The organism is Crenobacter cavernae (assembly GCF_003355495.1).
GTDB lineage: Bacteria > Pseudomonadota > Gammaproteobacteria > Burkholderiales > Chromobacteriaceae > Crenobacter > Crenobacter cavernae.
Genome location: NZ_CP031337.1, coordinates 323,065 through 349,540, shown reverse-complemented (window position 1 = coordinate 349,540; position 26,476 = coordinate 323,065). Strand labels below are relative to the sequence as shown.

Genomic DNA, 26,476 nt, shown 5'->3' with positions numbered 1-26,476 from the left:
AAATAGAAAGCCCCGTGTCGTTTTTACGGATGTGGCAAAAAATGGCCGGAATAGAATCGGTCTGTCGCATCCGATAAAGCCAGAAGGAGATTCCATGTCGTCCGCTATCGTTAACCGCCAGACTTTCGATGAAGTCATGGTGCCCAATTATTCGCCGGCCGCATTCATTCCGGTTTCCGGCAAGGGCTCGCGCCTGTGGGACCAGGACGGCAACGAATATATCGACTTCGCCTCCGGCATTGCGGTGACCAGCCTCGGCCACCTGCACCCGGAGCTGACCCGCGTGCTGCACGAGCAGGTCGACCGCCTCTGGCACCTCTCCAACACCTTCACCAACGAGCCGGCGCTGCGCCTCGCGCGCCGTCTTACCGAGTCGACCTTCGCCGAGCGCGTGTTCTTCAGCAACAGCGGCGCCGAGGCCAACGAGGCCGCGCTGAAGCTCGCGCGCCGCTACGCGTTCGACCACTTCGGCGCAGAAAAAACCAAGATCGTCTCGTGCAAGCAGTCCTTTCACGGCCGCACGCTGTTCACCGTCAGCGTCGGCGGCCAGCCCAAGTACACCGAGGGCTTCGCGCCGCTGCCGGGCGACCTGGACCACATCGAATTCAACAACCTCGCCGCCGCCGAGGCGGCGATCGACGGTAACACCTGCGCGGTGATCGTCGAGCCGGTGCAGGGCGAGGGCGGCGTGCTGCCGGCGAGCCCGGAATACCTGAAGAAGCTGCGCGAGCTGTGCGACAAGCACGGCGCCTTGCTGATCTTCGACGAGGTGCAGATCGGCGTCGGCCGCTCGGGTTCGCTGTTCGCCTATATGGGCTACGGCGTGACGCCGGACATCCTGACCAGCGCCAAGGCGCTCGGCAACGGCTTCCCGGTCGGCGCGATGCTGACGACGAAGAAGATCGCCGCGTCCTTCGTCGTCGGCACGCATGGCTCGACCTACGGCGGCAACCCGCTCGCGTGCGTGGTCGCCGACAAGGTGATCGAACTGGTGAACACGCCGGAAGTGCTCGACGGCGTGAAGCGCCGCCACGACCTGATCGTAGACGGCCTCGCGCGCATCAACGAGACGCAACGCGTGTTTCGCGACGTGCGCGGCGCGGGCCTGTTGATCGGCGCCGAGCTCACCGGCGAGCTGGCCGGCAAGTCCAAGGACTTCGTCAACGTCGGCGCGAAGCACGGCCTCGTGATCCTGGTCGCCGGTCCCAACGTCGTCCGTTTCGCGCCGTCGCTGGTCATCCCCGAGGACGACCTGCAAGAGGGCCTCAAGCGCTTCGAGGCGGTGGTCGCCGAAGTGCTCGCGGCTCAGTCCGTTTAAATACCGAGAGGCCGCCATGCTCTTCGTCAGACCGAGCAAACTGTCCGACCTCGACCAGATCGAGCGCATGGCGCGCTCGAGAGGTCCGATCCTGCACTCGCTGCCGCCCGATCGGCAGCGGCTGCAGGAGCTGGTCAGCCATTCGATCCATTCGCTGCGCGCCGACGCCGACTACCCGGGCGAGGAGGGCTACCTCTTCGTGCTCGAGGACTCGGACACCGGGCGCCTGCACGGCACCGCCGGCATCGTCGCGATCGCCGGCTTTTCCGAGCCGTTCTATGCGTTCCGCAACGACGTCGTCGTCCACGCGTCGCCGGAATTGCGCGTCAACCGCCGCATCCACGTGCTGGCGATGTCGCACGAGCTGACCGGGCGCAGCCGGCTGACAGGCTTCTATCTGGACAGCGAGGCGTTCACCTTGGCCGAGCACGTGCCCGACCTGTTGTCGCGCGCGCGGCTGATGTTCGCCGCGCAGCACCGCCAGCGCTTCACCGACGCGATCTTCACCGTGCTGCCGGGCGTCGCCGACGAGAACGGCCACTCGCCTTTCTGGGAAGGCGTCGGGCGCAAGTTCTTCGGCCGCGACTTCACTCAGATGGAGATCGCGTCGGGCGGGCGCGGCCGCACCTTCATCGCCGAGATGATGCCGGCCGACCCGCTCTACGTGCCGCTGTTGTCGGGCGAAGCGCAGCGCGTGATGGGCGAGCCGCACCCGGACGCGCGCGTGCCCTACCGCTGCCACGTCGACGAGGGGCTGGAGCCGGACCGTTTCGTCGACATCTTCGACGCCGGCCCGGTGCTGACCGCGGCGCTCGACCTGTGCCATTCGGTGCGCCACAGCGAGCTCTTCGTCGCGCTGCGCGGAGACGCGGCGGGCGACGCCGACGAGCTCTTGCCCTATATGGTCAGCAACACGCTGACCGAGGACTTCCGCGCGGTCATCGTAAGGCTGCCGGCGCGTCTGTACGCCGAGGTGGTGCTGCCGCAGGCGGCCGCCGACGTGCTCGAGATCGCCGACGGCGACGAGGTGCGCTGCGTGCGCTTGAACAACGGGAGGGCCCGCCCATGATCGTGATGCGTATGAGCCGGCCCGACGACGTCGCCGCGCTGGTCGACCTGGCCCACAAGGCCGGCCCGGGCATGACCACGCTGAAGCCCGACGCCGACGCGCAGGGCGCGCGCCTCGAGCGCGTGCGTCGCACCGTTGACGGAACGGCGACCTTGGCCGAGCAGGGCTATCTGTTCGTGATGGAGGACAGCGACAGCGGCCGCGTCGCAGGCGTCTGCGGTCTCGAGGTCGCGGTCGGCCTCGAGCAGCCGTTCTACACCTACCGGATGGACAGCTTCGTGCACGCGAGCCGCGAACTCGGCACCTGGACGAAGATGGACAAGCTCTACATGTCGCACGGGCTGACCGGCTATTCGGAGCTGTGCACGCTGTTCCTCGACCCCGAGTTCCGCGGCGGCGGCAACGGTGCGCTGTTGTCGAAGTCGCGCTTCCTATTCCTCGCGCAGTTTCCCGAACGCTTCGCCGAACACATCTGCGCCGAGATGCGCGGCCACTTCGACGAGAACGGCGAGTCGCCGTTCTGGAACGCGCTCGGCGCGCACTTCTACCAGATCGACTTCCACGAGGCTGACCGCCTCGTCGCGCTCGGCAAGAAGTCCTTCCTCGCCGAGCTGATGCCGCGCTACCCGGTGTACGTCGACTTCCTGCCCGACGACGCGCGCGAATGCATCGGCAAGACGCATGCCGACACCGAACCGGCGCGTCGTTTGCTCGAAGCCGAAGGGCTGCGCATGGAAGGCCACCTCGACATCTTCGAGGGCGGCCCGGTGCTCGAGTCGCGCGTCGACGCCTTGCGCGTGATGCACGACAGCCGCGTGCTGCCGGTCGAGATCGCAGACGTCGCACGCGCCGACGGCGAGCGCTACCTGGTCGCCAACGGTTCGCTCGAGGATTTTCGCGTGATGCAGGTCTCGGCCAACCTTTGCGACGACGTGCTGTGTCTGAGCCCCGAAGAGGCGCGCGCCTTGCGCGTGGCCGGCGGCGACACGGTGCGCGCGATGACGCTCTACCCGACAAAGAGGTAAACCCATGTCCCAATTGTTTATTGATGGCGTCTGGCGTGCAGGCCGCGGCGCCGAGTTCGTGTCGCTGAACCCGGCGACCAACGAGCCGGTGTGGACCGGCCACGCCGCCGACGAGGCCGACATCGCGCTGGCGGTCGACGCCGCGCGCCGCGCGTTCACGCCGTGGCGCCGCACCAAACTGGAAGAGCGCGTCGCCATCGTGCGCAACTTCGCCGAGCTGCTCGGCCAACATAAGGAAGAGCTGGCGCGCGCGATCGGCGCAGAGACCGGCAAGCCCTTGTGGGAGTCGCGCCAGGAAGTCACTGCGATGGTCGGCAAGGTCGAGATCTCGATCAAGTCGCATGATGAGAGAACGGGGGAGCGCACCGGCGATCTCGCCGGCGACAAGGCCGTGCTGCGCCACCGTCCGCACGGCGTGATGGCGGTGTACGGCCCGTACAACTTCCCCGGCCACCTGCCGAACGGCCATATCGTGCCGGCGCTGATCGCCGGCAACACCGTGGTGTTCAAGCCGTCCGAACTGACGCCGCTCGTGGCCGAGCTTGCAGTCAAGCTGTGGGACAAGGCCGGCCTGCCGGCCGGCGTGCTCAACCTGGTGCAGGGCGAGCGCGACACCGGCGTCGCGCTGTCGCAGCATAAGGATATCGACGGCCTGCTGTTCACCGGCAGCTCGGCGACCGGCATCGCGCTGCACAAGCAGTTCGCCGGCCGCCCGGGCTTCATGCTCGCGCTAGAGATGGGCGGCAACAACCCTCTCGTCGTCGCCGAGACGGCGAACCTCGACGCCGCCGTCCACCACGCGATCCAGTCGGCCTTCCTGTCGGCCGGCCAGCGCTGCACCTGCGCGCGCCGCATGCTGGTGCCGCACGGCGAATTCGGCGACCGCTTCGTCGCCAGGTTGGCCGAGGTCGCGTCGCAACTGACCGTCGGTGCGTTCGACGCCGAGCCGCAACCGTTCATGGGCGCGATGGTGTCGCTGAAGGCCGCGCAAGGCATGCTCGCCGCGCAGGCACGGCTGATCGGGCTGGGCGCCACGCCGGTTCTTGAAATGCGTCAGCTAGAGGACGGCAAGGCCTTCGTCACGCCGGCCATCCTCGACGTGACCGGCGTGGCCGAACTGCCGGACGACGAATACTTCGGCCCGCTGACGCAGATCATCCGCTACCGCGACTTCGACCTCGCGCTGGAACTCGCCAACGACACCGAATACGGCCTGTCAGCGGCGCTCCTGGCCGACGATGCGGCGCTGTGGCAGCGCTTCAACCGGGAGATCCGCGCCGGCGTGGTCAACTGGAACAAGCCTACCAACGGCGCGTCGTCGGCCGCGCCTTTCGGCGGCGTCGGCAACTCGGGCAACCACCGCCCGGGCGCCTACTACGCGGCCGACTACTGCGCGTACCCGATGGCGTCGGTCGAGGCCGAGGCGCTGACGATGCCGGCGCAGCTGTCGCCGGGGATGAAGTTCTAAGCAAGGGATTGAGCGTGCGATGAGGGATTTCGGCCCGGCGGACGTCGGGCCGTTTTTTTGCGTTTTGCGCGTTGCCGCGGACTGTCTGCGCCGCCGGTGCGGCCTATATTCAAGAATGCGACCCGCGCCGCCCGGGCTTGCCGGTCAGTCCCGGGCGGACGGGTCCGGTACGCAAGGAGTGGCAAGCATGCAGACAACAATCGACCGTGGAGTCCTGCGCCGGCTTTACCTGTACTACATGCCGTTCCGGCACTTCAGGAGCGCGGCGCGCGGGGACTTTCTCTTGCGCGAGCAGAACTACCGCTACAACCGTGAGCAGCGCCAGCTCCTGCCCGGCTATCTGTTCAAGTGGGCGGTGCTGTGCACCGGCCTCCTGTGTAGCGCCGAGCTCGCGCACGCGATCGGCCGGGACTTTCCGTCGGCGCGGCAGTTGCTCTTGATGTGGGAGATGGCGTCGGGCGTCGGCTTCGCGGTCGGCGTCGCGCTGATGTCGAACATCGCCGCGGGCTGGGCCTACCTGACCTATATGCGTTGAGCGGCTGCTACGCCCCCACCTGTTCGAGCAGCCACTCGCGGAACGCCCTGACCGGGTAGAGATCGCTCTTGGTCGCCGGGTGCACCAGGTAGTACGCGTGCTGGCTGTGCACCGGCTTGTCTACCGCGACCACCAGCCGTCCGTCCCTCAGTTCCTCTTCGACCAGGAAGTGCGGCAGCACCGCGACGCCGAGGCCGGCGATCGCCGCCTGGATCACCATGTAGATCTGCTCGAAGCGCGGGCCCTTCAGGCCGTCGACGTCGTCGACGCCGGCCGCGTGCAGCCATTCGTTCCACGCCTGCGGGCGCGTCGTGTGCTGCAACAGCGTGAAGCCGGCGAGTTCGCGCGCGTCGGCTAGTCCCTTCTTGCCCTTAAGCAGTGCCGGCGAGCATACCGGCACGATCGCTTCTCCCATCAGCCGGTGGCAGGTCGCGCCCGGCCACAGCGCCGGGCCGAAGTGGATCGCCGCGTCGGCGCCGATCTTGTCGAAGTCGAACGGCCGCACCTGGGTGACGAGGTCGAGCTCGACGTCCGGGTGGCGCCGCGCGAAGTCGCCGAGGCGCGGCACCAGCCAGCGCGAACCAAAGGTCGGCAGCACCGCGAGCCTCAGCACGCCGCCGTCGTTGCCGTGCGCCATCAGCTGCAGCGTCGCCGCCTCGGCGCGGTCGAGCACGTCGCGGATCGCGGCGGCGTAGCCTTCGCCGGCGCTGGTCAGTACCAGCCGTTGCTTGACGCGTTCGAACAGCGGCCGTCCGAGGAAGTCCTCGAGCGCGCGGATCTGCCGGCTGACCGCGCTTTGCGTCAGGTTCAGTTCTTCGGCGGCGCGCGTGAAACTGAGATGTCTGACGGCGGCGTCGAAGCATTGCAGCGCCATCAGCGAGGGAAGGGTGCGTCGCATGCGGGTTCATGATTTTTACGAATGAAGTCAGCAGAATACATCGCTTGAGACTCGTCGCAAAAGGATTAAGATTTTCCCGTCAAGGCGGCAGAAGCGGCGGGATAGGCCCGCCGGACGCCCGAGTGAAAGGTATTCCGATATGGCACAGGCAGGGCAGGGCTTCGAGAACACGCAACTGGGGAAACTGCTGGAAAAGGCCGCCGGCCGCGACAAGGCCGCCGAGCTGTTCAACATGATCGAAGTCGACGCGAAACTGTTGGCCGAGTGCTCGGCCAACGTGCCGCGCGTGATCGTCGCGCAGGCGATGAACATGCTGCTGTTCGCGAAGAACCTCGACGCGGTGCCCGAGGGCAAGGCCTACGTCGCCGACAAGCTCGAAGCCGGCGGCAAGGTGGTGTTCGACCACGGCGCGCTGCGCACGGTTGCCGGCACCGATACCGGCGCGCTGCCGACCGGCGAACTGGCGTTCAAGCGCTTCCTCGAGCCGCTCGGCTTTGCCGTCGCCGGCCTCTACCCGCTGGCGAAACTCAAGATGACCGGCCGCGCCTACTGCCATATCGACGCGCCCGAGTCGGTCGCGCAGTTCTTCGTGTCCGAACTGCATACCGATCAATTTTCGCCGGCGTTCCAGGACGCGGTGAAGCAGGTCGTCGGCACCTCGCGCGACCCGCTCGACGCGCGCGCCAAGGCGCTGCTCGCCACCTTGGCCGAGACCCGTTCGCTGCCTTTCGACGACGCCGCAGAGCTGTTGCCCAAGCTCGTAGGCTGCTTCGCCGTGCAGCACGCCACGCCTAGCGTCGAAGCTTACGAGACGCTGCTCGCCGAATCGGCCGAGATGGCGTGGATCTCCACCGAAGGCAACGCGTTCAACCACGCGACCGACCACGTGAGCGACGTGTTCTCGCTCGCCGACGAGCTGCGCGCGCGCGGCCTGCCGATCAAGGACAAGGTCGAGGTGTCGGCCAACGGCACCGTGCGCCAGACCGCGTTCAAGGCGAGTCAGGTCGAGCGCGAATTCATCGCCGCCGACGGCAAGCGCGTGACGCGCGTCGTACCCGGTTCGTTCTACGAATTCATCACGCGCGACGACGTGATCGACGAGGCCACCGGCGAGAAAAAGCGCGACCTGCGCTTCGACAGCTCGAACGCGCAGGGCATCTTCAAGATGACCGCCGCCGCGTGTTAAGGAGCCAGAAATGACGACGAATGACTCATTGCACGCGCAATACGGCGAAACGGTAAGCCGCGGCATCAAGGTGCTGCACCCGGTCTACCTCGACCGCGCCGAGAACGCCGAAGTGTGGGACACGGAAGGCAAACGCTACATCGACTTCGTCGGCGGCATCGGCGTGCTCAACACCGGCCACCGTCACCCGAAGGTGATGAAGGCGGTCGCGGCGCAGCTCGAACGCTACACGCACAGCTGCTTCAACGCGCTGCCGCACGAGCCGTATCTGAACGTGGCATCGGAACTCAACCGCCGCTGCCCGATCGTGGGCGACGCGCGCACCATGCTGACCAACAGCGGCGCCGAGGCGATGGAAAACGCGATCAAGCTCGCGCGCGCCTTCACCGGCCGCACCGCGCTGATTGCCTTCGACGGCGGCTTTCACGGCCGCACGCTCGCGACGCTGGCCTTGACCGCCAAGGTCGCGCCGTACAAGAAGGGCCTCGGCCCGCTGCCCGGCCCGGTGTTTCACGTACCGTACGCCAGCGCCGACAACGGTGTGAGCGCAGAAGCTTCTCTCGCGGCGATCGAGCGCCTGTTCAAGGTCGAGGTCGACCCGGCCGACGTCGCGGCCATCGTGATCGAACCGGTGCAGGGCGAGGGCGGTTTCCTCGTCGCCGACTTCGATTTCCTGAAGGCCTTGCGCGCGCTGTGCGACAAGCACGGCATCGTGCTGATCGCCGACGAGATCCAGAGCGGCTTCGGCCGCAGCGGCAAGTTTTTCGCGATCGAGCACAGCGGCGTGACGCCGGACATCGTCGTGATGGGCAAGAGCCTCGCCGGAGGCTTCCCGCTCGCGGCGCTGACCGGCCGCGCCGACGTGATGGACGCGCTCGCCCCGGGCGGGCTCGGCGGCACCTACGCCGGCAACCCGGTCGCGTGCGCGGCGGCGAGCGCGGTGTTCGACGCGATCGACTCGGAGCAACTGCTCGCGCGCAGCGCCGAGATCGGCGCGCTGATCGAGCGCCACGTCGGTCGTCTTAAGGCCGGCCCGCACGGCGCGAGCATCGGTCGCGTCAACGGCGTCGGCGGCATGCGCGCGTTCGAGATCGTCGACGACGGCAAGCCGGCGCCGCAGCGCTTGCAGGCGCTGCTCGCCGCCGCACGCAAGCGGGGTCTGCTGTTGATGGCGGCCGGCGAACACGGCAACGTCGTGCGCCTGTTGCCGCCGCTGACCATCTCGTTCGAGCAGCTCGACGAGGGCTTCGCCCTGATCAAGGACGCGTTGGCCGAGGTGCTCGTTTGAAACTGTCCCGTCTCGGCCGTCCGCGCACCGCGCGGGCGGCTTTTTTGACGCCACGCCACGAAGGCCCCCGCATGATTCCCCGTCTGACCGCCAGCGCGCCCACCGATTCGCTCTACCTCGACTTCATCGCCGAACTGCAGGTGAGGGGATTCGCCGGCGAGTTGAGCCACGCGTACGCCGACCGCACCGTGCTGGCCACCGACAACTCGATCTACCAGCTGCTGCCACAGGCGGTCGCGTTTCCGAAGCATGCAGACGACCTGGTATTGATCGCGAAGCTCGCCGCCGAGCCGCGCTTCGAGGCGCTGGTGTTGAGCCCGCGCGGCGGCGGCACCGGCACCAACGGCCAGTCGCTGACCGACGGACTGGTGGTAGACGTGTCGCGCCACATGAACCGCATCCTCGAGATCAACGCCGACGAGCGCTGGGTGCGCGTCGAGGCCGGCGTGGTCAAGGATCAGCTCAACGCCGCGCTGAAGCCCTACGGCCTGTTCTTCGCGCCCGAGCTGTCGACGTCGAACCGCGCGACGCTGGGCGGCATGATCAACACCGACGCCAGCGGCCAGGGCTCGTGCCTCTATGGCAAGACGCGCGACCACGTGCTGGAACTCGACACCGTGCTCTTGGGCGGCACTCTCTGGCATTCGGCAACGTTGGCCGAGGAAGAGCTGGAGGCGATCAAGCAACGCGACGACAAGGTCGGCGCGGTCCACCGGCTGCTCGACGCGATCCAGCGCGACAACGCCGAATTGATCGCCGAGCGTTTCCCCAAGCTCAACCGCTGCCTGACCGGCTACGACCTCGCGCACATCCGCGACGAGGCCGGGCGCTTCAATCTGAACAACATCCTGTGCGGCGCCGAGGGCACGCTCGGCTTCGTCGCCGAGGCCAAGCTGGGCGTGCTGCCGATCCCGCGCGCGAGCGCGCTCGTCAACGTGCGCTATATCACGTTCGACGCCGCGCTGCGCGACGCGCAGGCGCTGATGGCGCTGAACGCCGCGTCGATAGAGACGGTCGACTCCAGGGTGCTGGGTCTCGCGCGCCAGGACATCGTCTGGCACGGCGTGCGCGAGTTCTTTCCCGACGACGCGACGCCGGCGCAGGGCATCAACCTGGTCGAATTCCTCGCCGACAGCGACGCGGAACTCGAGCAAAGGTTGGCCGAGGTCGTATCGAGGCTCGATCGTGAGGGAGCGGCGCACGGCCGCTGCGGCCACACCGTCGCACGCGGCGCGGCGGTAGCGCGCATCTGGGGGATGCGCAAGAAATCGGTAGGCCTGCTCGGCAACCTTAAGGGCGGCCAGCGGCCGATTCCGTTTGTCGAGGACACCGCGGTGCCGCCGGAGAACCTCGCCGACTACATCGCCGAGTTCCGCGCCTTACTCGACAGCCACGGCGTTTTCTACGGCATGTTCGGCCACGTCGACGCCGGCGTGCTGCACGTGCGCCCGGCGATCGACATGAAGGACCCGGCGCAGGAAACGCTGGTGCGCGAGATCACCGACGGCGTGGTCGCGCTGACGAAGAAGTACCACGGCCTGTTATGGGGCGAGCACGGCAAGGGCGTGCGCTCGGAATACGCGCCGGAATTCTTCGGCCCGCTCTACCCCTGCCTGCAAGAGATCAAGGCGGCGTTCGACCCGCACAACCAGCTGAACCCCGGCAAGATCGCTGCGCCGGCGGGTGCGGAGCTGCTGAAGATCGACGAGGTGCCGACGCGCGGCCAGCACGACCGGGTGATCCCGATCGCGGCGCGCGAAAAGTTCGACGAAGCGCTGCACTGCAACGGCAACGGCGCCTGCTACAACTTTGACCCCGACGACGCGATGTGCCCGTCGTGGAAGGGCACGCGCGAGCGCCGTCATTCGCCGAAGGGGCGCGCATCGCTGCTGCGCGAATGGCTGCGTCAGCTGTCGCATGCCGGCTTCGATCCGGTGGCCGAGAGCGCACGCTTGCGTGCGGGCGGCGCGCTGAAAGGCCTTGTCGGAAAAGTCAGGAATACGCTCGCCAAACGGCGCGGCGAGGCCGACTTCTCGCACGAGGTGATGGAGGCGATGAGCGGGTGTCTGGCGTGCAAGTCGTGCGTCGGCCAGTGCCCGATCAAGGTCGACGTGCCGGAATTCCGCGCCAAGTTCCTCGAGCTCTACTACGGGCGTTACCTGCGGCCGCTGAAGGACCATTTCATCGGCTCGCTGGAGGCGACGCTGCCGACGCTGGCGCGCGCGCCGCGGCTCTACAATGCGCTGGTAGGCAGCGGCGTCGGCCGCGCGCTGATGAAGAAGCTGAACCTGGTAGAAAGCCCGCTGCTGTCGGGCGTCGACCTGCAAAAGGAGCTCGCGAGGCGCGGCTTCGCGCTCGCGACGCCGGAATCGGTCGCAAGCTTGGCCGAGGCCGACAGGGCGCGCGCGGTCGTCGTCGTGCAGGACGCGTTCACCAGCTACTTCGAGACGCCGCTGGTGCTCGACGTGTTCGAGCTGTTGCGCGAGCTCGGCTTCGTGCCGCTGTTGGCGCCGTTCCGCGCCAACGGCAAGCCGCTGCATGTGCACGGCTTTCTCGGCCGTTTCCGGAAGACAGCCTCGGCCAACGTGGCGATGCTGAAGGCGTTCGAGGCCGCCGGCCTGCCTCTCGTCGGCGTCGACCCGTCGATGACGCTGACCTACCGCGCCGAATACGCGAAGACGCTCGGCGTCGGCGCGGTGCCACGGGTCGCGCTCTTGCAGGAATGGTTGGCCGAGCGGCTCGATGCCTTGCCGAAACGCGCGCGTGATTCGGAAAAAAGCTACGCGCTGCTGCCGCACTGCACCGAGAAGACCAACGCGCCGGCGGCGGTGGCCGACTGGCAGAAGGTGTTTTCGGCGCTGGGGGCGAGTCTTGAGGTGCAGGCCGCCGGCTGTTGCGGCATGGCAGGCACCTACGGCCACGAGGCGGACAAGCGCGCGATGTCGGAGAAGATCTACCAGCTCAGCTGGGCGCCGATCGTCGCCGGGCGCGCCGGCACCGAACTGTTGGCGACCGGCTACTCGTGCCGCTGCCAGACGGCGCTGATCGATGGCGTAGCGCTGCCGCATCCGGCGCAGGCGCTGCTCTGCGCGCTTCGCGGCGCGTAGAGAACGGAGCGCAAGCACGAGACGCCGGCCGCATGACGCGGCCGGCGTTTTTTTAAGCGCCGCCGCTACGACGCCGTGCGGGAGCTCAGGGCCCGGTTTTCCTCCTATGCAGCACGCACAGCATCTCGAGCGCGAGGTTCGCGGCGACGAGCGCGGTGATGTCGCCGCGGTCGTACGGCGGCGACACCTCGACGATATCCATCCCGACCAGCCTTGCCGGCGCCAGGCCACGCACGATGTGCAGCGCGTCGGCGCTGGTGAGCCCGCCCGGCAGCGGCCTGCCGGTGCCCGGCGCGGCGGACGGGTCGAGGCAGCCGATGTCGAAACTCAGATAGCAGGCCCGGTCGCCGACGACGTCGAGAATGCGCTCCAGCGTCTTCTGCGGGCCGTGCGCGTGTACCCAGCGCGCGTCGAGACTCTGGATGTCCTGCGGGCCGGCGTCCGCGCTGCGCAGGCCGATCTGCACCGAGCGTTCGGCGTCGATCGGCCCGTGCACGGGGCCGATGCCGTGCGCGCCGAAGCGGATCAGGCTCAAGGCTTGGCCGAGCCTTTGAGCGTGCGCTTTCAACAAGGGATACGTGATCGCGCTGTCGCCGCCTAAGGTCAGCATCGTCGCGCCGCTCGCGAGGATGGCGCGCGCGTGCTCGGCGATGGTGTCCGGGATGCCCGCCGGACTATGCGCGTCGAGCCAGCAGTCTCCATAGTCGGCGACCGCCAGTTCGTCAAAGATATCGACGCCGTAGGGAAAGGGCTTGAGGTCGGAGAACATCACCGATAGCGCGCGGATCGCAGCCGGGCCGAAGCGCGCGCCGGGGCGGAACGGCGACGCGAGGTCGAACGGGATGCCGCTGACGACGACGTCGGCGCCTTCGATGTCGCGGGTGTAGCGGCGCCTGAGGAAGCTCAAGGTGCCGCCGAAGGTGTTTTCGACGCCGCTGCCGTAAAGGGAGGTGCGGCGGATCGCGCCGTCGCCGTAGAGGAGTTCGGCGCAGTCGGGGACGGGTTGGACGTGTTCGAGCATGGTCGCGGGGCTTTCGCTCGCGGCGGCCGGCGGCCGCCGCGTGTTCCCATCGATCTTTCAACAGCCGACGTGTAAAGGCTGCCACGGGTCGCGCCCCGTGAAGAGGGCGGGCCGCTCAGTTCTTGCGCGTCTTGAATTCGACCCACAGGCGCGTGGTCAGCCGCTGGATCTTCGCGTCCATCGGCGCCTGGACGAAGCTGTTCGCCATTTCCATCTTGCCGGGGAAGATCGACGGGTTCGCCAAGTGCTTCGCGTCGATGTGCTGGCGCGCGGCGAGGCTGCCCGGCGCGTAGGTGACGAAGTTGGCGTTGGCCGCGGCGACCTTCGCGCGCAGGTTGTAGTCGATGAAGCGGTACGCGTTCTCGACGTTGGCCGAGTCCTTGGGGATCACCATGCTGTCTATCCACACCGCGACGCCTTCCTTCGGCACCAGGGGCCGGATCCTCACGCCGTTCTTCGCCGCCTCGGCGCGGCGTTTGGCGATGTTGAGGTCGCCGCCGTAGCCGAAGGCGAGACAGAGGCCGCCGCCGGCCATCTCGTTCATATAGCCGGACGACGAGAAGCGCGTGATGTACGGGCGGATGGTTTTCAGATGCGCGAGCGCCGCCCGGTAGTCGGCTTCGTTCCGGCTTGCCGGATCGCGCCCGAGGTATTTCAGCACCACCGGGAACACGTCGCCCGGCGAGTCGAGCATGCTGACGCCGCAGCCTTTCAGCTTGGCCACGTAGGCCGGGTTGAACATCAGCTCCCACTGTTTTGCCGGCAGCGGGCCGCCGAGCGCCTTGTTCACCTTGTCGACGTTGATGCCCAGCGTGTTGATGCCCCAGAAGAACGGCACCGCGTACTTGTTGCCCGGGTCGGACGCGTTCATCAGCTTGAGGATGGCCGGGTCCAGGCCCTTGTAGTTGGGCAGCTTGCTCTTGTCGAGCGGCAGGTAGATGCCGGCCGGGATCTGTTTGGCGAGGAACACGTTGGACGGCACGACGACGTCGTAGCCCGACTTGCCGGTCAGCATCTTGGTCTGCAGCAGCTCGTTGCTGTCGTAGGTGTCGTAGCGGACCCTGACGTCGGTTTCCTTCTGGAAGTCGGGGATCGTGGTGTCGGCGAGGTAGTCGGCCCAGCCGTAGAAGTTGACGACGCCGCCGGCCGAGAAGGCGGCGGACGGCACGAACACCGCGGCGGCGGCGAGAAGGGGAAAGGAGCGGCGCATGATGGCTTCCTTGCAGAGGCCGGCGGCACAAGCCTGCCGGCCAAAGCGCCCGGTCGCATGGACAGGACGACTCCCATCGATGTTTTAGCAGCCGACACGTTGAGGCTGCCGCGGGATGAAGCACCCGCGCGGGCTTTAGCTGTCTTAAGCGACCACCCACAGCACCCGCGCCACCGTGTCGCCGAGGTTGGCGTAGCGGTGCGGCCGCGACGAATCGAACTGGAAGCTGTCGCCGGCGGCGAGCGTCTGCTCTTCGCCGTCGACCCAGATCGTCAGCGTGCCTTCGAGCAGCAGCCCGCCCTGCTCGCCGTTCTCGCGGATCTCGGCGTCGCCCGACGTCGCGCCGGCCTCCATCTCGCCCATCAGCATGTGAAAGCGGCCGGAAAGCGTCGGCGACAGCAGCGTGTCGTGCACGCCGCCCTGGTAGCTCATCTCGCGCCGCGCGTCGCCGTTCACCCGCCACGGGTGGGCGGGCGCGGCCGGCGCCGAGAAGAAGTGGGCGGTGCTGACCCCGAGCGCGTCGGCGATCGCGATCAGGTCGTCGATCGCCGGCTCGTTCAGCCCGCGCTCGAGCAGCGACAGGAAGGCCGGCGAGCGGCCGACGCGGTCGGCGACCCGCTCCAGCGTCGCCTTGCGCTGCTTGCGCAGCTGGCGGATCAGCGTGCCTATCGGGGCTTGCGACATGGTCGGCTGTGGGGGAGGTTCTTCGTAAAAAAATTACACATTTTTTTTACGAAGAAGTAAAGCACTTTCGTGCAGGACGGGGTATCGGCGGCCGCGAGCGCCGGCGACGCTTCATTTCCGTGTCCAGCAGGACGCTTGTCTATTCTACTGGTAATACCAGTAATGCCGGTGTAAGGTGTGGGGGCCGGCGTCGCCATCGGTCCGGCGAACCGGTCGCCCGATAGTCAGGCATCCCGGACGCCCTCGCTGTCGGCCGAAGCGGCGCGTCAATGGCGCTAGAACGACTGCTCCCGGCTTCCGAAACCTGCCTCTCTGGAGAACCGAATGGACCTGACCGAAGCATCGCTGGAGCAGATTTACGATGAACTGGATCGACGCGAACGGACGCCTCCGCGCACCCGCTACAAATGGCAGTGCCGGCAATGCGGCCACGAGTTCGTCGGGGGAACGGGAATGAAGGGCGTCGCGATCATGGCGGGCGAAGTCTATTGCGCGTGCTGCGCCGTTTTCCCGCGCGATGCGGAGACGCCCGGCCTTCTCGTGCCGATGAAAAAGCAGCCCTATAGCGCGGCGTGAACCGCCGCTGTCGCCAGGCCTTAAAAACGGCGACGTCGGGCCGCTACTCCACATTCCAACAACCCCCTAATCCCCCTCCAATCCCGGCTTGCCGCGCGGCGGACCCGTTTTCTAAGCTGGGACATATACCGAGCAAAGGACGCCTCCGCTATGGATTCCCGCCTCTATACGCTGCACGCCGACATCACGACGCTAGCCGTCGACGCCATCGTCAACGCCGCCAATCAGAGCCTGCTCGGCGGCGGCGGCGTCGACGGCGCGATCCACCGCGCGGCCGGCCCCGAACTCTTGGCCGCGTGCCGGCGGCTCGGCGGCTGCGAGACCGGCGACGCGAAGATCACGCCGGGTTTCAGGCTGCCGGCGCGCTACGTGATCCACACCGTAGGCCCGGTGTGGCACGGCGGGACGCACGGCGAGCCGGAGCTGCTCGCGTCGTGCTACCGGCGCTCACTGGAGATCGCGGCGGGCGAGGGGCTGGCGTCGATCGCTTTTCCGTGCATCAGCACCGGCGTCTACGGCTACCCGTTAGAGCTCGCCGCTACGGTCGCGGTCGACACGGTGTCGGACTTCGTCGCCGCTCCGTCGTCGATTGCCGAGGTGATCTTCGCTTGCTTCTCGGCGGGCGACCTGGCGCTCTACCAGCGCCTGCTGGAAGCGCGCAGCGGCTGAGCGCGGGCGAAGCGGGCGTGAAAAAAAGCTCGGCCAACGTTGGCCGAGCTTTTTTGTACCGGGCCGTCAAGGTTGGCCGAGGACGCGGTGCGTATCGGCGTGCGCTTCGATCATGTCGTCGAGGAAGGCCTGCAGCACCTCGCCGCGCTGCGCCTGCTGGCGCGTGACCATGTGGAAGGTCGCGTCGTAGTACAGCGTTTCGGGATTGAGCGGCGCCAAGAGGCCCTGCTCGACCATCGCGGCGGCGAAGTGTTCGGGCAGGAAGCCCAGGTGGTGGCCGGACAGGATCAGCACCGCGACCGCCTCCATATTGTCGGCGCGCGCGGTGACGTGCCAGTTCTCGGTCGGCAGCGGGATATCGGGCAAGGGGTAGCTGCGCCACACCCAGTCGTGAGCGGCGACCGCGTCGAAGCCGAGCGCGCCTGCCGTATCGAACAGCGGGTGGCCGCGCCCGCAGTACGCGACCTGGTGCTCGGAGAACAGCGGCACGTAGTCGAGGCTCGGCACGCGGTGCCAGAAGTAGCCGATGCCGACCTGCGCGACGCCGTTGATCACCGCCTCCTCGAGCGTGCCCGGCGGCAGCATCGACAGCGTCAGTTCGACCGCCTCGTCGCGCGAGCGGAAGCGCCTGATCGCCTCGGACAGCCGCGCGTTGGCGCTCATCGCGGTGTGGCCGATCACGCCTATCCTCAGATGCCCGACGAGCTGCTTGTCCATCTGCCGCGCTTCTACGCAGAAGTCGTCGACCGCCTCCAAGAGCCTGCGGCTCGCGGTGACGAACTGCGTGCCCTTGGGCGTCAGCGCGAAGCCGGCGCGGCCGCGCTCACATAATCGATATCCAAGCCGCGTCTCGAGCGCGGCGAGCTGGCTGCTGATCGTCGACTGGCTGACGTTCAGCGTGCTCTGCGCCGCCGACACGCCGCCGGCTTCGACGACTGCCAGAAACACGCGGATCAGCCGCAGGTCGAGGTCGGAGAGATTGCCGAGCATTGGTGTTTACCCTTGGTTTGGCGGCTTCGCCGGGGCGGGAAAGCGCATTTGCACTATATGCATCGATAAATATCAATGTAAACAATTCATCATTGTGATTTTTATCGCTGCAACACGCCCCTACGCTGGCCCTGTATCCCCAGCACACGGAGTGGCGTCATGCCCCAAGAATTCCTGTACCAGCCGCTCGGCGGCAACGACATGCCGCGCTTCGGCGGCATCGCCACCATGATGCGCCTGCCCAACGTCGAGTCCGCGCGCGAACTCGACGCCTGTTTCGTCGGCGTGCCGTTCGACCTCGGCACCTCCAACCGCACCGGCGCGCGTTTCGGCCCGCGCCAGATCCGCAGCGAGTCGGTGCTGCTGCGCCCGTACAACATGGCGACGCGCGCCGCGCCGTTCGACTCGCTGCGCGTCGCCGACATCGGCGACGTCGCGACCAACCCGTACAACCTCGCCGACTCGATAGCCCGCATCGAGGCCGCGTTCGACGACATCATCGCCAGCGGCTGCCGGCCGATCTCGCTCGGCGGCGACCACACGATCGCGCTGCCCATCCTGCGCGCGATGCACAAGCGCTACGGCCGTGTCGGCGTGATTCACGTCGACGCGCACGCCGACGTCAACGACACCATGTTCGGCGAGAAGATCGCGCACGGCACGCCGTTCCGCCGCGCGGTCGAGGAGGGGCTGATCGACGGGAATAGGACGGTCCAGATCGGCCTGCGCGGCACCGGCTACACCGCCGAGGACTTCGACTGGTGCCGCAAGCAGGGCTTTCGCGTCGTGCAGGTCGAGGAGTGCTGGGGCAAGTCGCTCGCACCGCTGATGGAAGAGGTGAAGGCGCTGATCGGCGACGGTCCGGTCTACCTGAGCTTCGACATCGACGGCATCGACCCGGCTTACGCGCCCGGCACCGGCACGCCGGAGATCGCCGGACTGACCGTGCCGCAGGCGCTCGAGATCATCCGCGGTTCATGGGGGCTCGACATCGTCGGCGCCGACCTCGTCGAAGTGGCGCCGCCTTACGACCCGCTGGGCACCACCGCGCTGCTCGCCGCCAACCTCGCGTTCGAGATGCTGTGCGTGCTGCCCGGCGTCGTGCGCCGCGATTGAGGAGGCGACCGTGACGAACGATCAAATCACCGGCCGCACCGCGCTGTTCAAGCGTTACGCGCTGCGCGCCGAAACGCGTGACTTCCTGGCCGAACCCAAATCGCTGTGGCTGGACGGCCGCTGGCAGAACGCCGAAGGCGGCAAGACCTTCGCCGTCGAAGACCCGGCGTCGGGCGTGACCATCGCTAATGTCGCCGAAGCGTCGGCCGCCGACGTCGGACTAGCCGTCGCCGCCGCGCGCCGCGCGTTCGAATCCGGCCCGTGGCCGAAGCTGCGCCCGCGAGACCGCGAACGGCTGCTGACGACGTTGGCCGAGCTTGTCGAAGCCGACGCCGAGACCTTGGCCGAGCTCGAGACGCTCGACAACGGAAAGCCCTTGGCCGAAGCGCGCGACGACGTCGCCGGCGCGGTCGACTATTTGCGTTACCTCGCCGGCTGGGCGACCAAGCTCGACGGCGGCGTGAAGACGCTGGGCGTGCCGGGCAGCTTCGCGTACACGCGGCTCGAGCCGGTCGGCGTCGTCGGCGCGATCGTGCCGTGGAACTTCCCGTTCTCGATGGCGCTGTGGAAGGTCGCGCCGTGCCTCGCAACCGGCTGCACCGTGGTGCTCAAACCGGCCGAACAGACGCCGCTGACCGCGTTGAGGTTGGCCGAGCTCGTCGAAGCGGCCGGCTACCCGGCCGGCGTGGTGAACATCGTCACCGGTACCGGCCCGATCGCCGGTGCGGCGCTGGTGTCCCACCCCGACGTCGACAAGATCGCGTTCACCGGTTCGACCCGCGTCGGCCGCGAGATCGGCGCAGAGGCGACGCGTCGCCTGGCGCGCGTGACGCTGGAGCTGGGCGGCAAGTCGCCGGTGCTGGTGTTCGACGACGCCGACATCGACGCGGCGATCGCCGGCGCGTGCAACGCGATCTTCTATAACCAGGGCCAGGTGTGCACCGCCGGCTCGCGCCTCTACGTGCACCGTAGCCGCTACCGCGAAGTGGCAGACGCGGTCGCCGCCTACGCCGACGCGCTTGCGCTTGGCCACGGCTTCGCCGACGGCGTCGGCATGGGGCCCTTGGTGTCGGCCGCGCAGCGCGCGACCGTCGAGCGTTATATCGACATTGCCGAAGCCGAGGGCGCGGTGCGCCTGACGCGCGCGCGAAAGCTGCCCGAGGCCGGCCACTTCGTCGCGCCGACGGTGTTCGCCGACGTGAAACCCGGCATGCGCTGCGTCGACGAGGAGATCTTCGGCCCGGTGCTGGTGTGCGCGGCCTTCGACTCCGACGAGGAGGCGATCGAACTCGCGAACGCGACGCGCTACGGCCTGGCCGCCAGCGTGTGGACGCGGTCGCTGTCGCGCGCGCACAGCGTGTCGGCCGCGGTGCGCGCCGGCACGGTATGGGTGAACAACCACTGGGTGGTCGACCCGGCGATGCCGTTCGGCGGCGTCGGCCAGTCGGGCGTCGGCCGCGAACTCGGGCGCGAACAGCTCGACGCCTACCTCGAGACCAAGTCGGTCACGATGCTTCTATAAGGACGATCCGATGGATGCCACGCAACAAGTTCTCGCGGCCGCCGACGCGCTCATCGCGGCCTTCGCCGCCAACGATGTCGACGCCTACTTCGGCGCCTTCGCGCCCGAGGCGAGCTTCATCTTCCACGCGACGCCCGTGCGGCTGATGTCGCGCGACGCCTACCGCGCCGAGTGGGACGGCTGGGTCGCCGATTCGGACCTCCGCGTTCTCGACTGCGTCTCGTCCAACCGCGCGGTGCAGTTCGTCGACGGCATCGCGCTGTTTATGCACGACGTGAACACGACGATCTCGACGCGCGACGGCGAGGCGACGTTGGCCGAGCGCGAGACCATCGTGTTCCGGCAGGACGAATCGGGCCGCTGGCTCGCCTGGCACGAACACCTGTCGCCGCGCGCGGCTTAAGCGCCCACCCCGCTCTTCCCGGGCCTGCCGGACCGGCACCGTCAGATGTGCCGGACGACGGACGCGGTTTTTGTCTATCAAGGAGAATGACCATGTCTGCAAGCAAGACAGCAACGTCGATGACGACGATCGAGACCATCGGCGTCGAACAGATTCCCGACGACCAGCGCAGCGCGAGCGCGCTCGACCTGTTCCGCATCACCTTCGGCGGCGCGAACACCTTCGCCACCGCCGTGCTCGGCGCCTTCCCGGTGATGTTCGGCCTGTCGTTCTGGCAGGGCGCGATGGCCATCCTCGCCGGCGTCCTCGTCGGCGGCGTCATCCTGTCGCCGATGGCGGTGTTCGGCCCGCTGAACGGCACCAACAACGCGGTGTCGTCCGGTGCGCACTTCGGCGTGCACGGCCGCATCGTCGGCTCCTTCCTGTCGCTGTTGACCGCGATCGCCTTCTTCTCGCTGTCAGTGTGGAGTTCGGGCGACGCGCTGGTCGGCGGCGCGCAGCGCCTCGTCGGCCTGCCCGAGACCGACTTCACGCTCGCCTGTGCCTACGGTCTGTTCTCGGTGCTGGTGCTGGCGATCTGCATCTACGGCTTCCGTTTCATGCTGTGGGTGAACAAGATCGCGGTATGGAGCGCGAGCCTGATGTTCGTGCTCGGCGCCTTCGCCTTCGGCGGCCAGTTCAACGCCGGCTACGCCGGCCAGTTCGCGGACACCGGTGCCGCCGGCTTCTGGCCCGCCTTCGTCGGCGCGACGCTGTTGGCGATGAGCAACCCGATCTCGTTCGGTGCGTTCCTGGGCGACTGGGGGCGCTACATCCCGGCCGACACGCCCAAGCGCAAGGTCATGTTCGCGGCGTTCGCGTCGCAAGTCGCGACGCTGGTGCCGTTCTTCTTCGGCCTCGTCACCGCGACGCTGGTCGCCAGCCAGGCGCCGCAGTACATCCAGGCCAACAACTACGTCGGCGGCTTGCTTGCAATCTCGCCGAGCTGGTACTTCCTGCCGCTGTGCCTGATCGCGCTGATCGGCGGCTTCTCGACCGGCACCACGTCGCTGTACGGCACCGGCCTCGACATGTCTAGCGTGTTCGCCAGCCTGTCCCGGGTGCGCGCGACGATCCTGATCGGTGTGATGTCGATCGGCTTCATCTTCATCGGCCGCTTCGCCGCCAACCTGGTGCAGAGCGTGTCGACCTTCGCGGTGCTGATCATCACCTGCACCACGCCGTGGATGGTGATCATGATGCTCGGCTTCCTGACGCGCCGCGGCCACTACCGCGCCGACGACCTGCAGGTGTTCACGCGCGGCCAGCAGGGCGGCGTCTACTGGTTCCACCACGGCTGGAACTGGCGCGGCATGGGCGCGTGGATCCCGAGCGCGCTCGTCGGCCTGATGTTTGTCAACCTGCCGGGCCAGTTCGTCGGCCCGCTGGGCAACCTGGCCGGCGGCATCGACCTGAGCCTGCCGGTGGCGATGTCGATGGCCGGCCTCTTGTACCTGGCGATGCTGTGGCTGTTCCCGGAACCGGCCGAGGTCTATGGCCCTAAGGGCCCGCGCTGGGTGAGGGCGGCAGACACCGGCTGCCGGGCGATCGAGGCGCGCACCAAGGTCTGATTGCTTTGCCGCTAGGAAAAATCGCGCCCCTCGGGGCGCGATTTTTCTTGCCGCTGACAGTGGCGAAGGCCGGCCAGGCTTGTAGCCGGCCCCTTGCCTTGGGTGCGCGTGCCTGGCCGTGCCGCCAATCGAATCGGGGTTTTCCCCTATTCGTGTTTCAATTAAACGACTGTTATGGTGCTGCGCAATAAGCTCGGCCCAGCCTTTCGATAAAGGCTCGAGACCGCGCAAACGCATCCGTCCCCGTTGTGAGAAGCCGTGCCGCGGCGACCCCGTCGGCAAGTCTTCACCCGATGCCCGCCCGCGCGGGCATCGGCGTTTTCGGCCCGACCGCGTTCTGCTTAGCGCCCGCGACCCCGGCGCGCCGGGCGGCTCGCGTCGCCTGCGTCTACCCGGCGCAGGAGCGGTGCTTGTGCTCGCTGCGCATCTTACGACCGCCCCGGCGACCCGCCGGCGCCGTCCCCCTGTCCGTGGCGGATTACCGTCCGCCGTAGAAGGCGCTGTTCCTACCCGGAACGGCGCCTTATGTTTTTTCGTTCGATGGGCAATCGCGCGTTCTCGATGGGGCTCCCGCCTCGGTTTCCTCCTTGTCGGCGTGCTGGTGTGTTTCCTGATCTACACCTTCTATAGCGTGGTCGGTGGCTGGACCATCGCCGACATTCAAGAGCGGCGCGGCTTTCCCGCGCCGTTTTTGCGTTAAGCTCGGCCAACCCTGAATGGATAAGGACTGCCCATGACCCGACTCTGCGTTCTCTACACCGGCGGCACCATCGGCATGGACCACACGCCCGACGGCCTCGCGCCGGTGCCGGGCCTGTTGCCGCGGCTGATGCAGCGCCTCGCCGATGCCGGCCACGACTTCGACCTGATCGAATACGAGGAATTGATCGACTCGTCGGCGATCACGATCGCGCACTGGAACCGCATCGCAGCCGACATCGCCGACCGCTACGCCGCCTACGACGGCTTCGTCGTCATCCACGGCACCGACACGATGGCCTACACCGCGAGCGTGCTCGCGTTCGCGCTTAAGAACCTTTCCAAGCCGGTGGTGCTGACCGGCTCGCAGCTGCCGCTGGTGCACCCGAGGAGCGACGGCTGGAGCAACCTCGCCGACGCTTTCGAGGCGGCGAGCCAGAAGGATCTTGCCGAGGTTGCGATCGCTTTCGACAGGCTGCTGCTGCGCGGCTGCCGCGCGCGCAAGGTCGGCGCGGCGAGCTTCTCCGGCTTCGACAGCCCCAACGCGCCGCCGCTGGCCGCCTTCGGCATCGCCGCGCGCTGGCATCGCGAGCATTGGCGCGCCAAGCCGGCCGGCGCGTTTTCGGCGCAGAAGCTCGACGAGTCGGCGCGCGTCGTCGCGCTGTTCCTGACGCCGGGCGAGGGTGCGGCGATCTTCGGCAAGAGGTTGGCCGAGGGGGATCTGGCCGGCGCCATCCTGATGAGCTACGGCAACGGCAACGCGCCGGCCGAAGCGGCGCTGCTCGAAGGCGTGAAGAAGGCGACCGAGGCCGGCACGCTGGTGCTGAACCTGACGCAGGTGTTCAGAGGTGCGGTAAAGGTCGGCGCCTACGCGGCCAGCCAGCCGCTCGCGCGCGCCGGCGCCTTGCCGGGCGCCGACCTCACGCCCGAGGCGGCGCTCGCCAAGCTGACGGTGCTCGCGTCGCTGCCGGGGACGGCCGAAGAGAAACGCGCTTGCCTGATGGAAGACTGGGCCGGCGAGTGGACGGTGTGAGGCGCTCGGCTAGCTTGGCCGAGCCTGACTCGTCCGGGGGCAAGGCGGCGGAGGGGGGCTGCCTAAAAAATGGGCGGTGATGAAAAAGCCCCGTCGCGTCAGGCATTTGCCGAGCTTGTCCACAGGCGGCCCACAAGCTTGTCTACGCGAAGCCGGGATAAGCCCGGGCGAGCTGCCTAATTTTTGACCCGTTCCGAAAATCGCTGTCGTTTCAAATGATTGGATGAATTTTCCACAGCCGGCCCACACCCTTGTCCTCGCCGGCTGTGAAAATTTCCGGGGTGTCGTCCCCCGCGTCTTATAATTCTTGTTTTCCGTCGCCATCTCTGCCTCTGCCATGTCCCTTCCCGCTGTTACCCGCATCGCCCTCGTCGGCCCGGAGTCGTGCGGCAAGAGCGCGCTGGCGGCGGCACTGGCGCACAGCTTGGCCGAGCAGGGAGCCCGCGTCGCGCGCATCGACGAATACGCGCGCCACTACTACGCGACGCGGCCGTACCGGCCGACGATGGCCGACATCGAGGCGATCGCCGCCGGCCAGCTCGCGGCCGAGGCGGTGGCCGTCGGCGCCGGCGCGCGGGTGCTGGTGTGCGACAGCACCGTGCTGACCTGCGTGGTGTGGGCCGAGGTCGCTTTTGGCGAGGCGAGCCGGGTATTGCACGCCTTGAACCGGCCGCGCGACTACGCGCTGACGCTGTTGCCGCTGCCCGACCTGCCGTGGGCGCCCGATCCGCTACGCAGCCATCCCGACGAGCGCGACATGCTGTTCGCGCGCTACCGCGCGAAACTCACCGCTGCCGGTGTGGCGTCGGCGGAAATCGGTGGCCTGGACCAAGCGCGGGTCGACGCCGCATGGCAGGCCTTGCGAGCCGCGCGACTTGCCTAATTTTTAATCGCCGGTGGCTTTTTTCAGTTAAATCAAAGGCTTGATTGCCTTACCCACAGGCGATGCACACCGCTGTCCCAAGGCGTTGTGAACAAATGCGTCGAACTGCCTAAAAAACGGGCGGTCGAAAAAAGAGATTCCTCATCAAGGCCTTGCGGCACCTGTCCACAGGCGCCCCACAGGGCTATTCAGTCTGGTTGTGAAAACATGAACGAAACCTTTGCCCTCAAGAACGACTACATCGCGCTGTGCGACCTGTTGAAAGTGGTCGGCGTGGTTGACTCCGGCGGCGCCGGCAAGCAGCTGGTCGCGGCCGGCGAGATCTCGGTCGACGGCCAGCAGGAATTGCGTAAGACGTGCAAGATTCGCCCGGGCCAGACGGTGAGCGGCGCGGGCTTCTCGATCCAGGTGGTCGCGGCCGATGCCTGATCTGGACGACGATTTCGACCCGATGCCGGAAGCGCCCGAGGCGCCCAGCGACGACCTGTGCTGCGGTTCGGGCTGCGAGCCGTGCGTGTGGGACCTGTATCAGGAACAGTTGACCGAGTACCGCGCCAAACTCGCAGCCTGGCAGGCGCGCGAAGCGGCCAGGGTGAAATCAGCATGACGCCGGTCGACCTGCACTTTCACTCGACCGCGTCGGACGGCGGGCTCGCCCCGGCCGACGTGATCGCGCGCGCCGCCGAGCGCGGCGCGAAGCTCGTCGCGCTGACCGACCACGACTGCACCGCCGGGCTCGCCATCGCGCGCGCGGTAGCCGAAGAAAAGGGCGTCGCCTTCGTCGATGGCGTCGAGGTCTCAGTCACCTGGGGCAAGCACACCTTGCACATCGTCGGCCTGAATATCGACCCGGCCCACCCGTCTATCGTCGCCGGCCTGCAGTCGATCCGCGACGGTCGCGTGCAGCGCGCGCGCGACATGGCCGACGGCCTCGCCAAGGTCGGCATCGAAGGCGCGTTCGACGGCGCGATGGCGCATTGCGGCAATCCCGAGATGATAGGGCGCACCCATTTCGCGCGCTGGCTGGTAGCCAGTGGCCACGTGAAGGACGTGCGCACCGTGTTCCGCAAATACCTGACGCCGGGCAAGCCCGGCTACGTGCCGCACGAATGGGCGCCGCTGACCGACGCGGTCGGCTGGATCCGCGACTCGGGCGGGGTCGCGGTGATCGCGCACCCCGGGCGCTACGACCTCGGCCGCACGCTGACCGAACGCCTGCTCGAAGACTTCATCGCCGCCGGCGGCGAGGCGATCGAGGTGGTCAGCGGCAGCCACAGCCTGGATGAGACGCACAAGTACGCGCTGCTCGCCGAGCGCTTCGGCCTGTTGGCCAGCGCCGGCAGCGACTTTCACGCGCCGGGCGAGGGCGCGCGCGACGTCGGCCTGACCCAGCCCTTGCCGCCGATCTGCAAGCCGGTGTGGTCGCGCTTTGGCGAGGCCTCGGCCAAGCTGGAAGACAACAACCCCTGAGAACATGGCCCAATTCTTCATGATCCACCCGGACAACCCGCAACTGCGGCTGATCCGGGAAGCGGTAAAAATCGTCAAGGACGGCGGGCTGATCGTCTACCCGACCGACTCCTGCTACGCGCTCGGCTGCGCGCTCGGCGACAAGGCGGCGATGGAGCGCCTGCTCGCGGTGCGCCAGCTCGATCTCAAGCACCATCTGACGCTGGTGTGCGCCGACCTGTCCGAGCTGTCGACCTACGCGAAGGTCGACAACCGCCAGTTCCGCCTGCTGAAGGCCGCCACGCCGGGCAGCTACACCTTCATCCTGGAGGCGACGCGCGAGGTGCCGCGCCGCACGCTGAACCCGAAACGCTCTACCATCGGCCTCAGGGTGCCGGAGAACCCGGTCGCGCTCGCGCTGTTGGCCGAGCTTGGCGAGCCGATCCTGTCGTGCACGCTGCTGCTGCCCGGGGACAGCGAACCCCTGACCGACCCGTACGAGATCCGCGACCGGCTCGAGCGCAGCGTCGACCTGGTGATCGACGGCGGCTGGTGCGGTCTCGAGCCGACCACCGTGATCGACATGACCGACGGCGTCGAACTGGTGCGCCGCGGCAAGGGCGACCCGGCGCGCTTCGGCTTCTGAGCTTTCTCATGTCCGGCTAAGGCACTTCGGCGCCGCCGCGACGTCTTACCGATTCTTCCGCCGTTTTAAAG

The 26,476-nt window shown here is 67.6% G+C and carries 25 protein-coding genes; 20 read left to right on the top strand and 5 right to left on the bottom strand.

All coding sequences use genetic code 11. The features are described 5' to 3' along the window. Positions 1–94: 94 nt before the first annotated feature. From DWG20_RS01565 to DWG20_RS01545, 5 genes are all read left to right on the top strand, one after another. Positions 95–1,318: an aspartate aminotransferase family protein gene (locus tag DWG20_RS01565; protein ID WP_115432108.1), complete on the top strand. Its 1,224-nt coding sequence runs from the start codon at positions 95–97 to the stop codon at positions 1,316–1,318. Between the two features lie 16 nt (positions 1,319–1,334). Continuing rightward, the gene (locus DWG20_RS01560) at positions 1,335–2,387 is read left to right on the top strand and encodes an arginine N-succinyltransferase (RefSeq protein WP_115432107.1); all 1,053 of its coding nucleotides are present in this window, start codon (positions 1,335–1,337) and stop codon (positions 2,385–2,387) included. Next, entirely contained in the window at positions 2,384–3,412 is a 1,029-nt protein-coding gene (gene astA / locus DWG20_RS01555) for an arginine N-succinyltransferase (protein ID WP_115432106.1), read from the top strand. The genes DWG20_RS01560 and astA overlap by 4 nt, the downstream gene beginning before the upstream one ends. A 4-nt stretch (positions 3,413–3,416) precedes the next feature. Next, positions 3,417–4,880, top strand: coding sequence for a succinylglutamate-semialdehyde dehydrogenase (gene astD, locus DWG20_RS01550; RefSeq protein ID WP_115432105.1), 1,464 nt, complete (start codon positions 3,417–3,419; stop codon positions 4,878–4,880). A 187-nt stretch (positions 4,881–5,067) separates the two neighbouring features. After that, a complete protein-coding gene (locus tag DWG20_RS01545; protein ID WP_115432104.1) occupies positions 5,068–5,415 on the top strand; it encodes a hypothetical protein in 348 nt (115 codons plus the stop codon). Between the two features lie 7 nt (positions 5,416–5,422). On the opposite strand, the gene gcvA is transcribed toward DWG20_RS01545, so the two are convergent. Next, a complete protein-coding gene (gene gcvA, locus DWG20_RS01540) occupies positions 5,423–6,313 on the bottom strand; it encodes a transcriptional regulator GcvA (protein WP_115432103.1) in 891 nt (296 codons plus the stop codon). A gap of 139 nt (positions 6,314–6,452) precedes the next feature. On the opposite strand from gcvA, the gene DWG20_RS01535 reads away from it, so the two are divergent. From DWG20_RS01535 to ydiJ, 3 genes are all read left to right on the top strand, one after another. Continuing rightward, positions 6,453–7,499: a DUF1338 domain-containing protein gene (locus DWG20_RS01535; RefSeq protein WP_115432102.1), complete on the top strand. Its 1,047-nt coding sequence runs from the start codon at positions 6,453–6,455 to the stop codon at positions 7,497–7,499. Positions 7,500–7,509: 10 nt separating this feature from the next. Continuing rightward, entirely contained in the window at positions 7,510–8,787 is a 1,278-nt protein-coding gene (locus tag DWG20_RS01530; protein WP_115432101.1) for an aspartate aminotransferase family protein, read from the top strand. A 71-nt stretch (positions 8,788–8,858) separates the two neighbouring features. After that, positions 8,859–11,894 carry a D-2-hydroxyglutarate dehydrogenase YdiJ gene (gene ydiJ / locus DWG20_RS01525; RefSeq protein ID WP_115432100.1) on the top strand — a complete coding sequence of 1,012 codons (3,036 nt, stop codon included), beginning with the start codon at positions 8,859–8,861 and terminating at the stop codon, positions 11,892–11,894. A gap of 85 nt (positions 11,895–11,979) precedes the next feature. Here ydiJ and DWG20_RS01520 read toward each other — a convergent pair whose 3' ends face one another. The 3 genes from DWG20_RS01520 to DWG20_RS01510 form a co-directional block, all read right to left on the bottom strand. Beyond that, complete coding sequence (locus DWG20_RS01520) at positions 11,980–12,915, bottom strand: arginase family protein (protein WP_115432099.1); 936 nt, start codon at positions 12,913–12,915, stop codon at positions 11,980–11,982. A gap of 115 nt (positions 12,916–13,030) precedes the next feature. Continuing rightward, on the bottom strand, positions 13,031–14,125 hold the full coding sequence (locus DWG20_RS01515) for a polyamine ABC transporter substrate-binding protein (protein WP_115432098.1): 1,095 nt from the start codon (positions 14,123–14,125) through the stop codon (positions 13,031–13,033). A gap of 144 nt (positions 14,126–14,269) precedes the next feature. Beyond that, a complete protein-coding gene (locus tag DWG20_RS01510) occupies positions 14,270–14,809 on the bottom strand; it encodes a cupin domain-containing protein (protein ID WP_115432097.1) in 540 nt (179 codons plus the stop codon). 324 nt (positions 14,810–15,133) lie between these two features. Here DWG20_RS01510 and DWG20_RS01505 point away from each other — a divergent pair, with 324 nt between their 5' ends. Continuing rightward, a complete protein-coding gene (locus DWG20_RS01505; RefSeq protein WP_115432096.1) occupies positions 15,134–15,385 on the top strand; it encodes a hypothetical protein in 252 nt (83 codons plus the stop codon). A 150-nt stretch (positions 15,386–15,535) separates the two neighbouring features. Then, the gene (locus DWG20_RS01500) at positions 15,536–16,054 is read left to right on the top strand and encodes an O-acetyl-ADP-ribose deacetylase (RefSeq protein WP_115432095.1); all 519 of its coding nucleotides are present in this window, start codon (positions 15,536–15,538) and stop codon (positions 16,052–16,054) included. A gap of 66 nt (positions 16,055–16,120) precedes the next feature. Here the strand turns inward: DWG20_RS01500 and DWG20_RS01495 are convergent, their stop codons facing one another. Then, a complete protein-coding gene (locus DWG20_RS01495; protein WP_115432094.1) occupies positions 16,121–17,044 on the bottom strand; it encodes a LysR family transcriptional regulator in 924 nt (307 codons plus the stop codon). Between the two features lie 159 nt (positions 17,045–17,203). Between DWG20_RS01495 and speB the strand changes: the two genes are divergently transcribed. From speB to DWG20_RS01440, 10 genes are all read left to right on the top strand, one after another. Beyond that, positions 17,204–18,160 carry an agmatinase gene (speB, locus tag DWG20_RS01490; RefSeq protein ID WP_115432093.1) on the top strand — a complete coding sequence of 319 codons (957 nt, stop codon included), beginning with the start codon at positions 17,204–17,206 and terminating at the stop codon, positions 18,158–18,160. A gap of 10 nt (positions 18,161–18,170) precedes the next feature. Then, entirely contained in the window at positions 18,171–19,682 is a 1,512-nt protein-coding gene (locus DWG20_RS01485; RefSeq protein ID WP_281269928.1) for an aldehyde dehydrogenase family protein, read from the top strand. Positions 19,683–19,692: 10 nt separating this feature from the next. Then, on the top strand, positions 19,693–20,085 hold the full coding sequence (locus tag DWG20_RS01480) for a YybH family protein (RefSeq protein ID WP_115432092.1): 393 nt from the start codon (positions 19,693–19,695) through the stop codon (positions 20,083–20,085). A gap of 92 nt (positions 20,086–20,177) precedes the next feature. Continuing rightward, positions 20,178–21,695 (top strand): purine-cytosine permease family protein, encoded by a 1,518-nt coding sequence (locus DWG20_RS01475; RefSeq protein WP_115432091.1) that lies wholly within the window; start codon positions 20,178–20,180, stop codon positions 21,693–21,695. A 733-nt stretch (positions 21,696–22,428) separates the two neighbouring features. Continuing rightward, the gene (locus DWG20_RS01465; RefSeq protein WP_115432089.1) at positions 22,429–23,427 is read left to right on the top strand and encodes an asparaginase; all 999 of its coding nucleotides are present in this window, start codon (positions 22,429–22,431) and stop codon (positions 23,425–23,427) included. 337 nt (positions 23,428–23,764) lie between these two features. Next, entirely contained in the window at positions 23,765–24,310 is a 546-nt protein-coding gene (locus DWG20_RS01460) for an AAA family ATPase (protein WP_115432088.1), read from the top strand. Between the two features lie 207 nt (positions 24,311–24,517). Further along, complete coding sequence (locus tag DWG20_RS01455; protein ID WP_115432087.1) at positions 24,518–24,739, top strand: RNA-binding S4 domain-containing protein; 222 nt, start codon at positions 24,518–24,520, stop codon at positions 24,737–24,739. After that, positions 24,732–24,917, top strand: coding sequence for an oxidoreductase-like domain-containing protein (locus tag DWG20_RS01450; RefSeq protein WP_115432086.1), 186 nt, complete (start codon positions 24,732–24,734; stop codon positions 24,915–24,917). Before DWG20_RS01455 ends, DWG20_RS01450 begins: the two co-directional genes overlap by 8 nt. Then, complete coding sequence (locus DWG20_RS01445; protein WP_115432085.1) at positions 24,914–25,780, top strand: 3',5'-nucleoside bisphosphate phosphatase; 867 nt, start codon at positions 24,914–24,916, stop codon at positions 25,778–25,780. The genes DWG20_RS01450 and DWG20_RS01445 overlap by 4 nt, the downstream gene beginning before the upstream one ends. A gap of 4 nt (positions 25,781–25,784) precedes the next feature. Continuing rightward, positions 25,785–26,405, top strand: a complete 621-nt coding sequence (locus DWG20_RS01440) for an L-threonylcarbamoyladenylate synthase (RefSeq protein WP_115432084.1) — start codon at positions 25,785–25,787, stop codon at positions 26,403–26,405. The last annotated feature ends 71 nt before the right edge of the window (positions 26,406–26,476 follow it).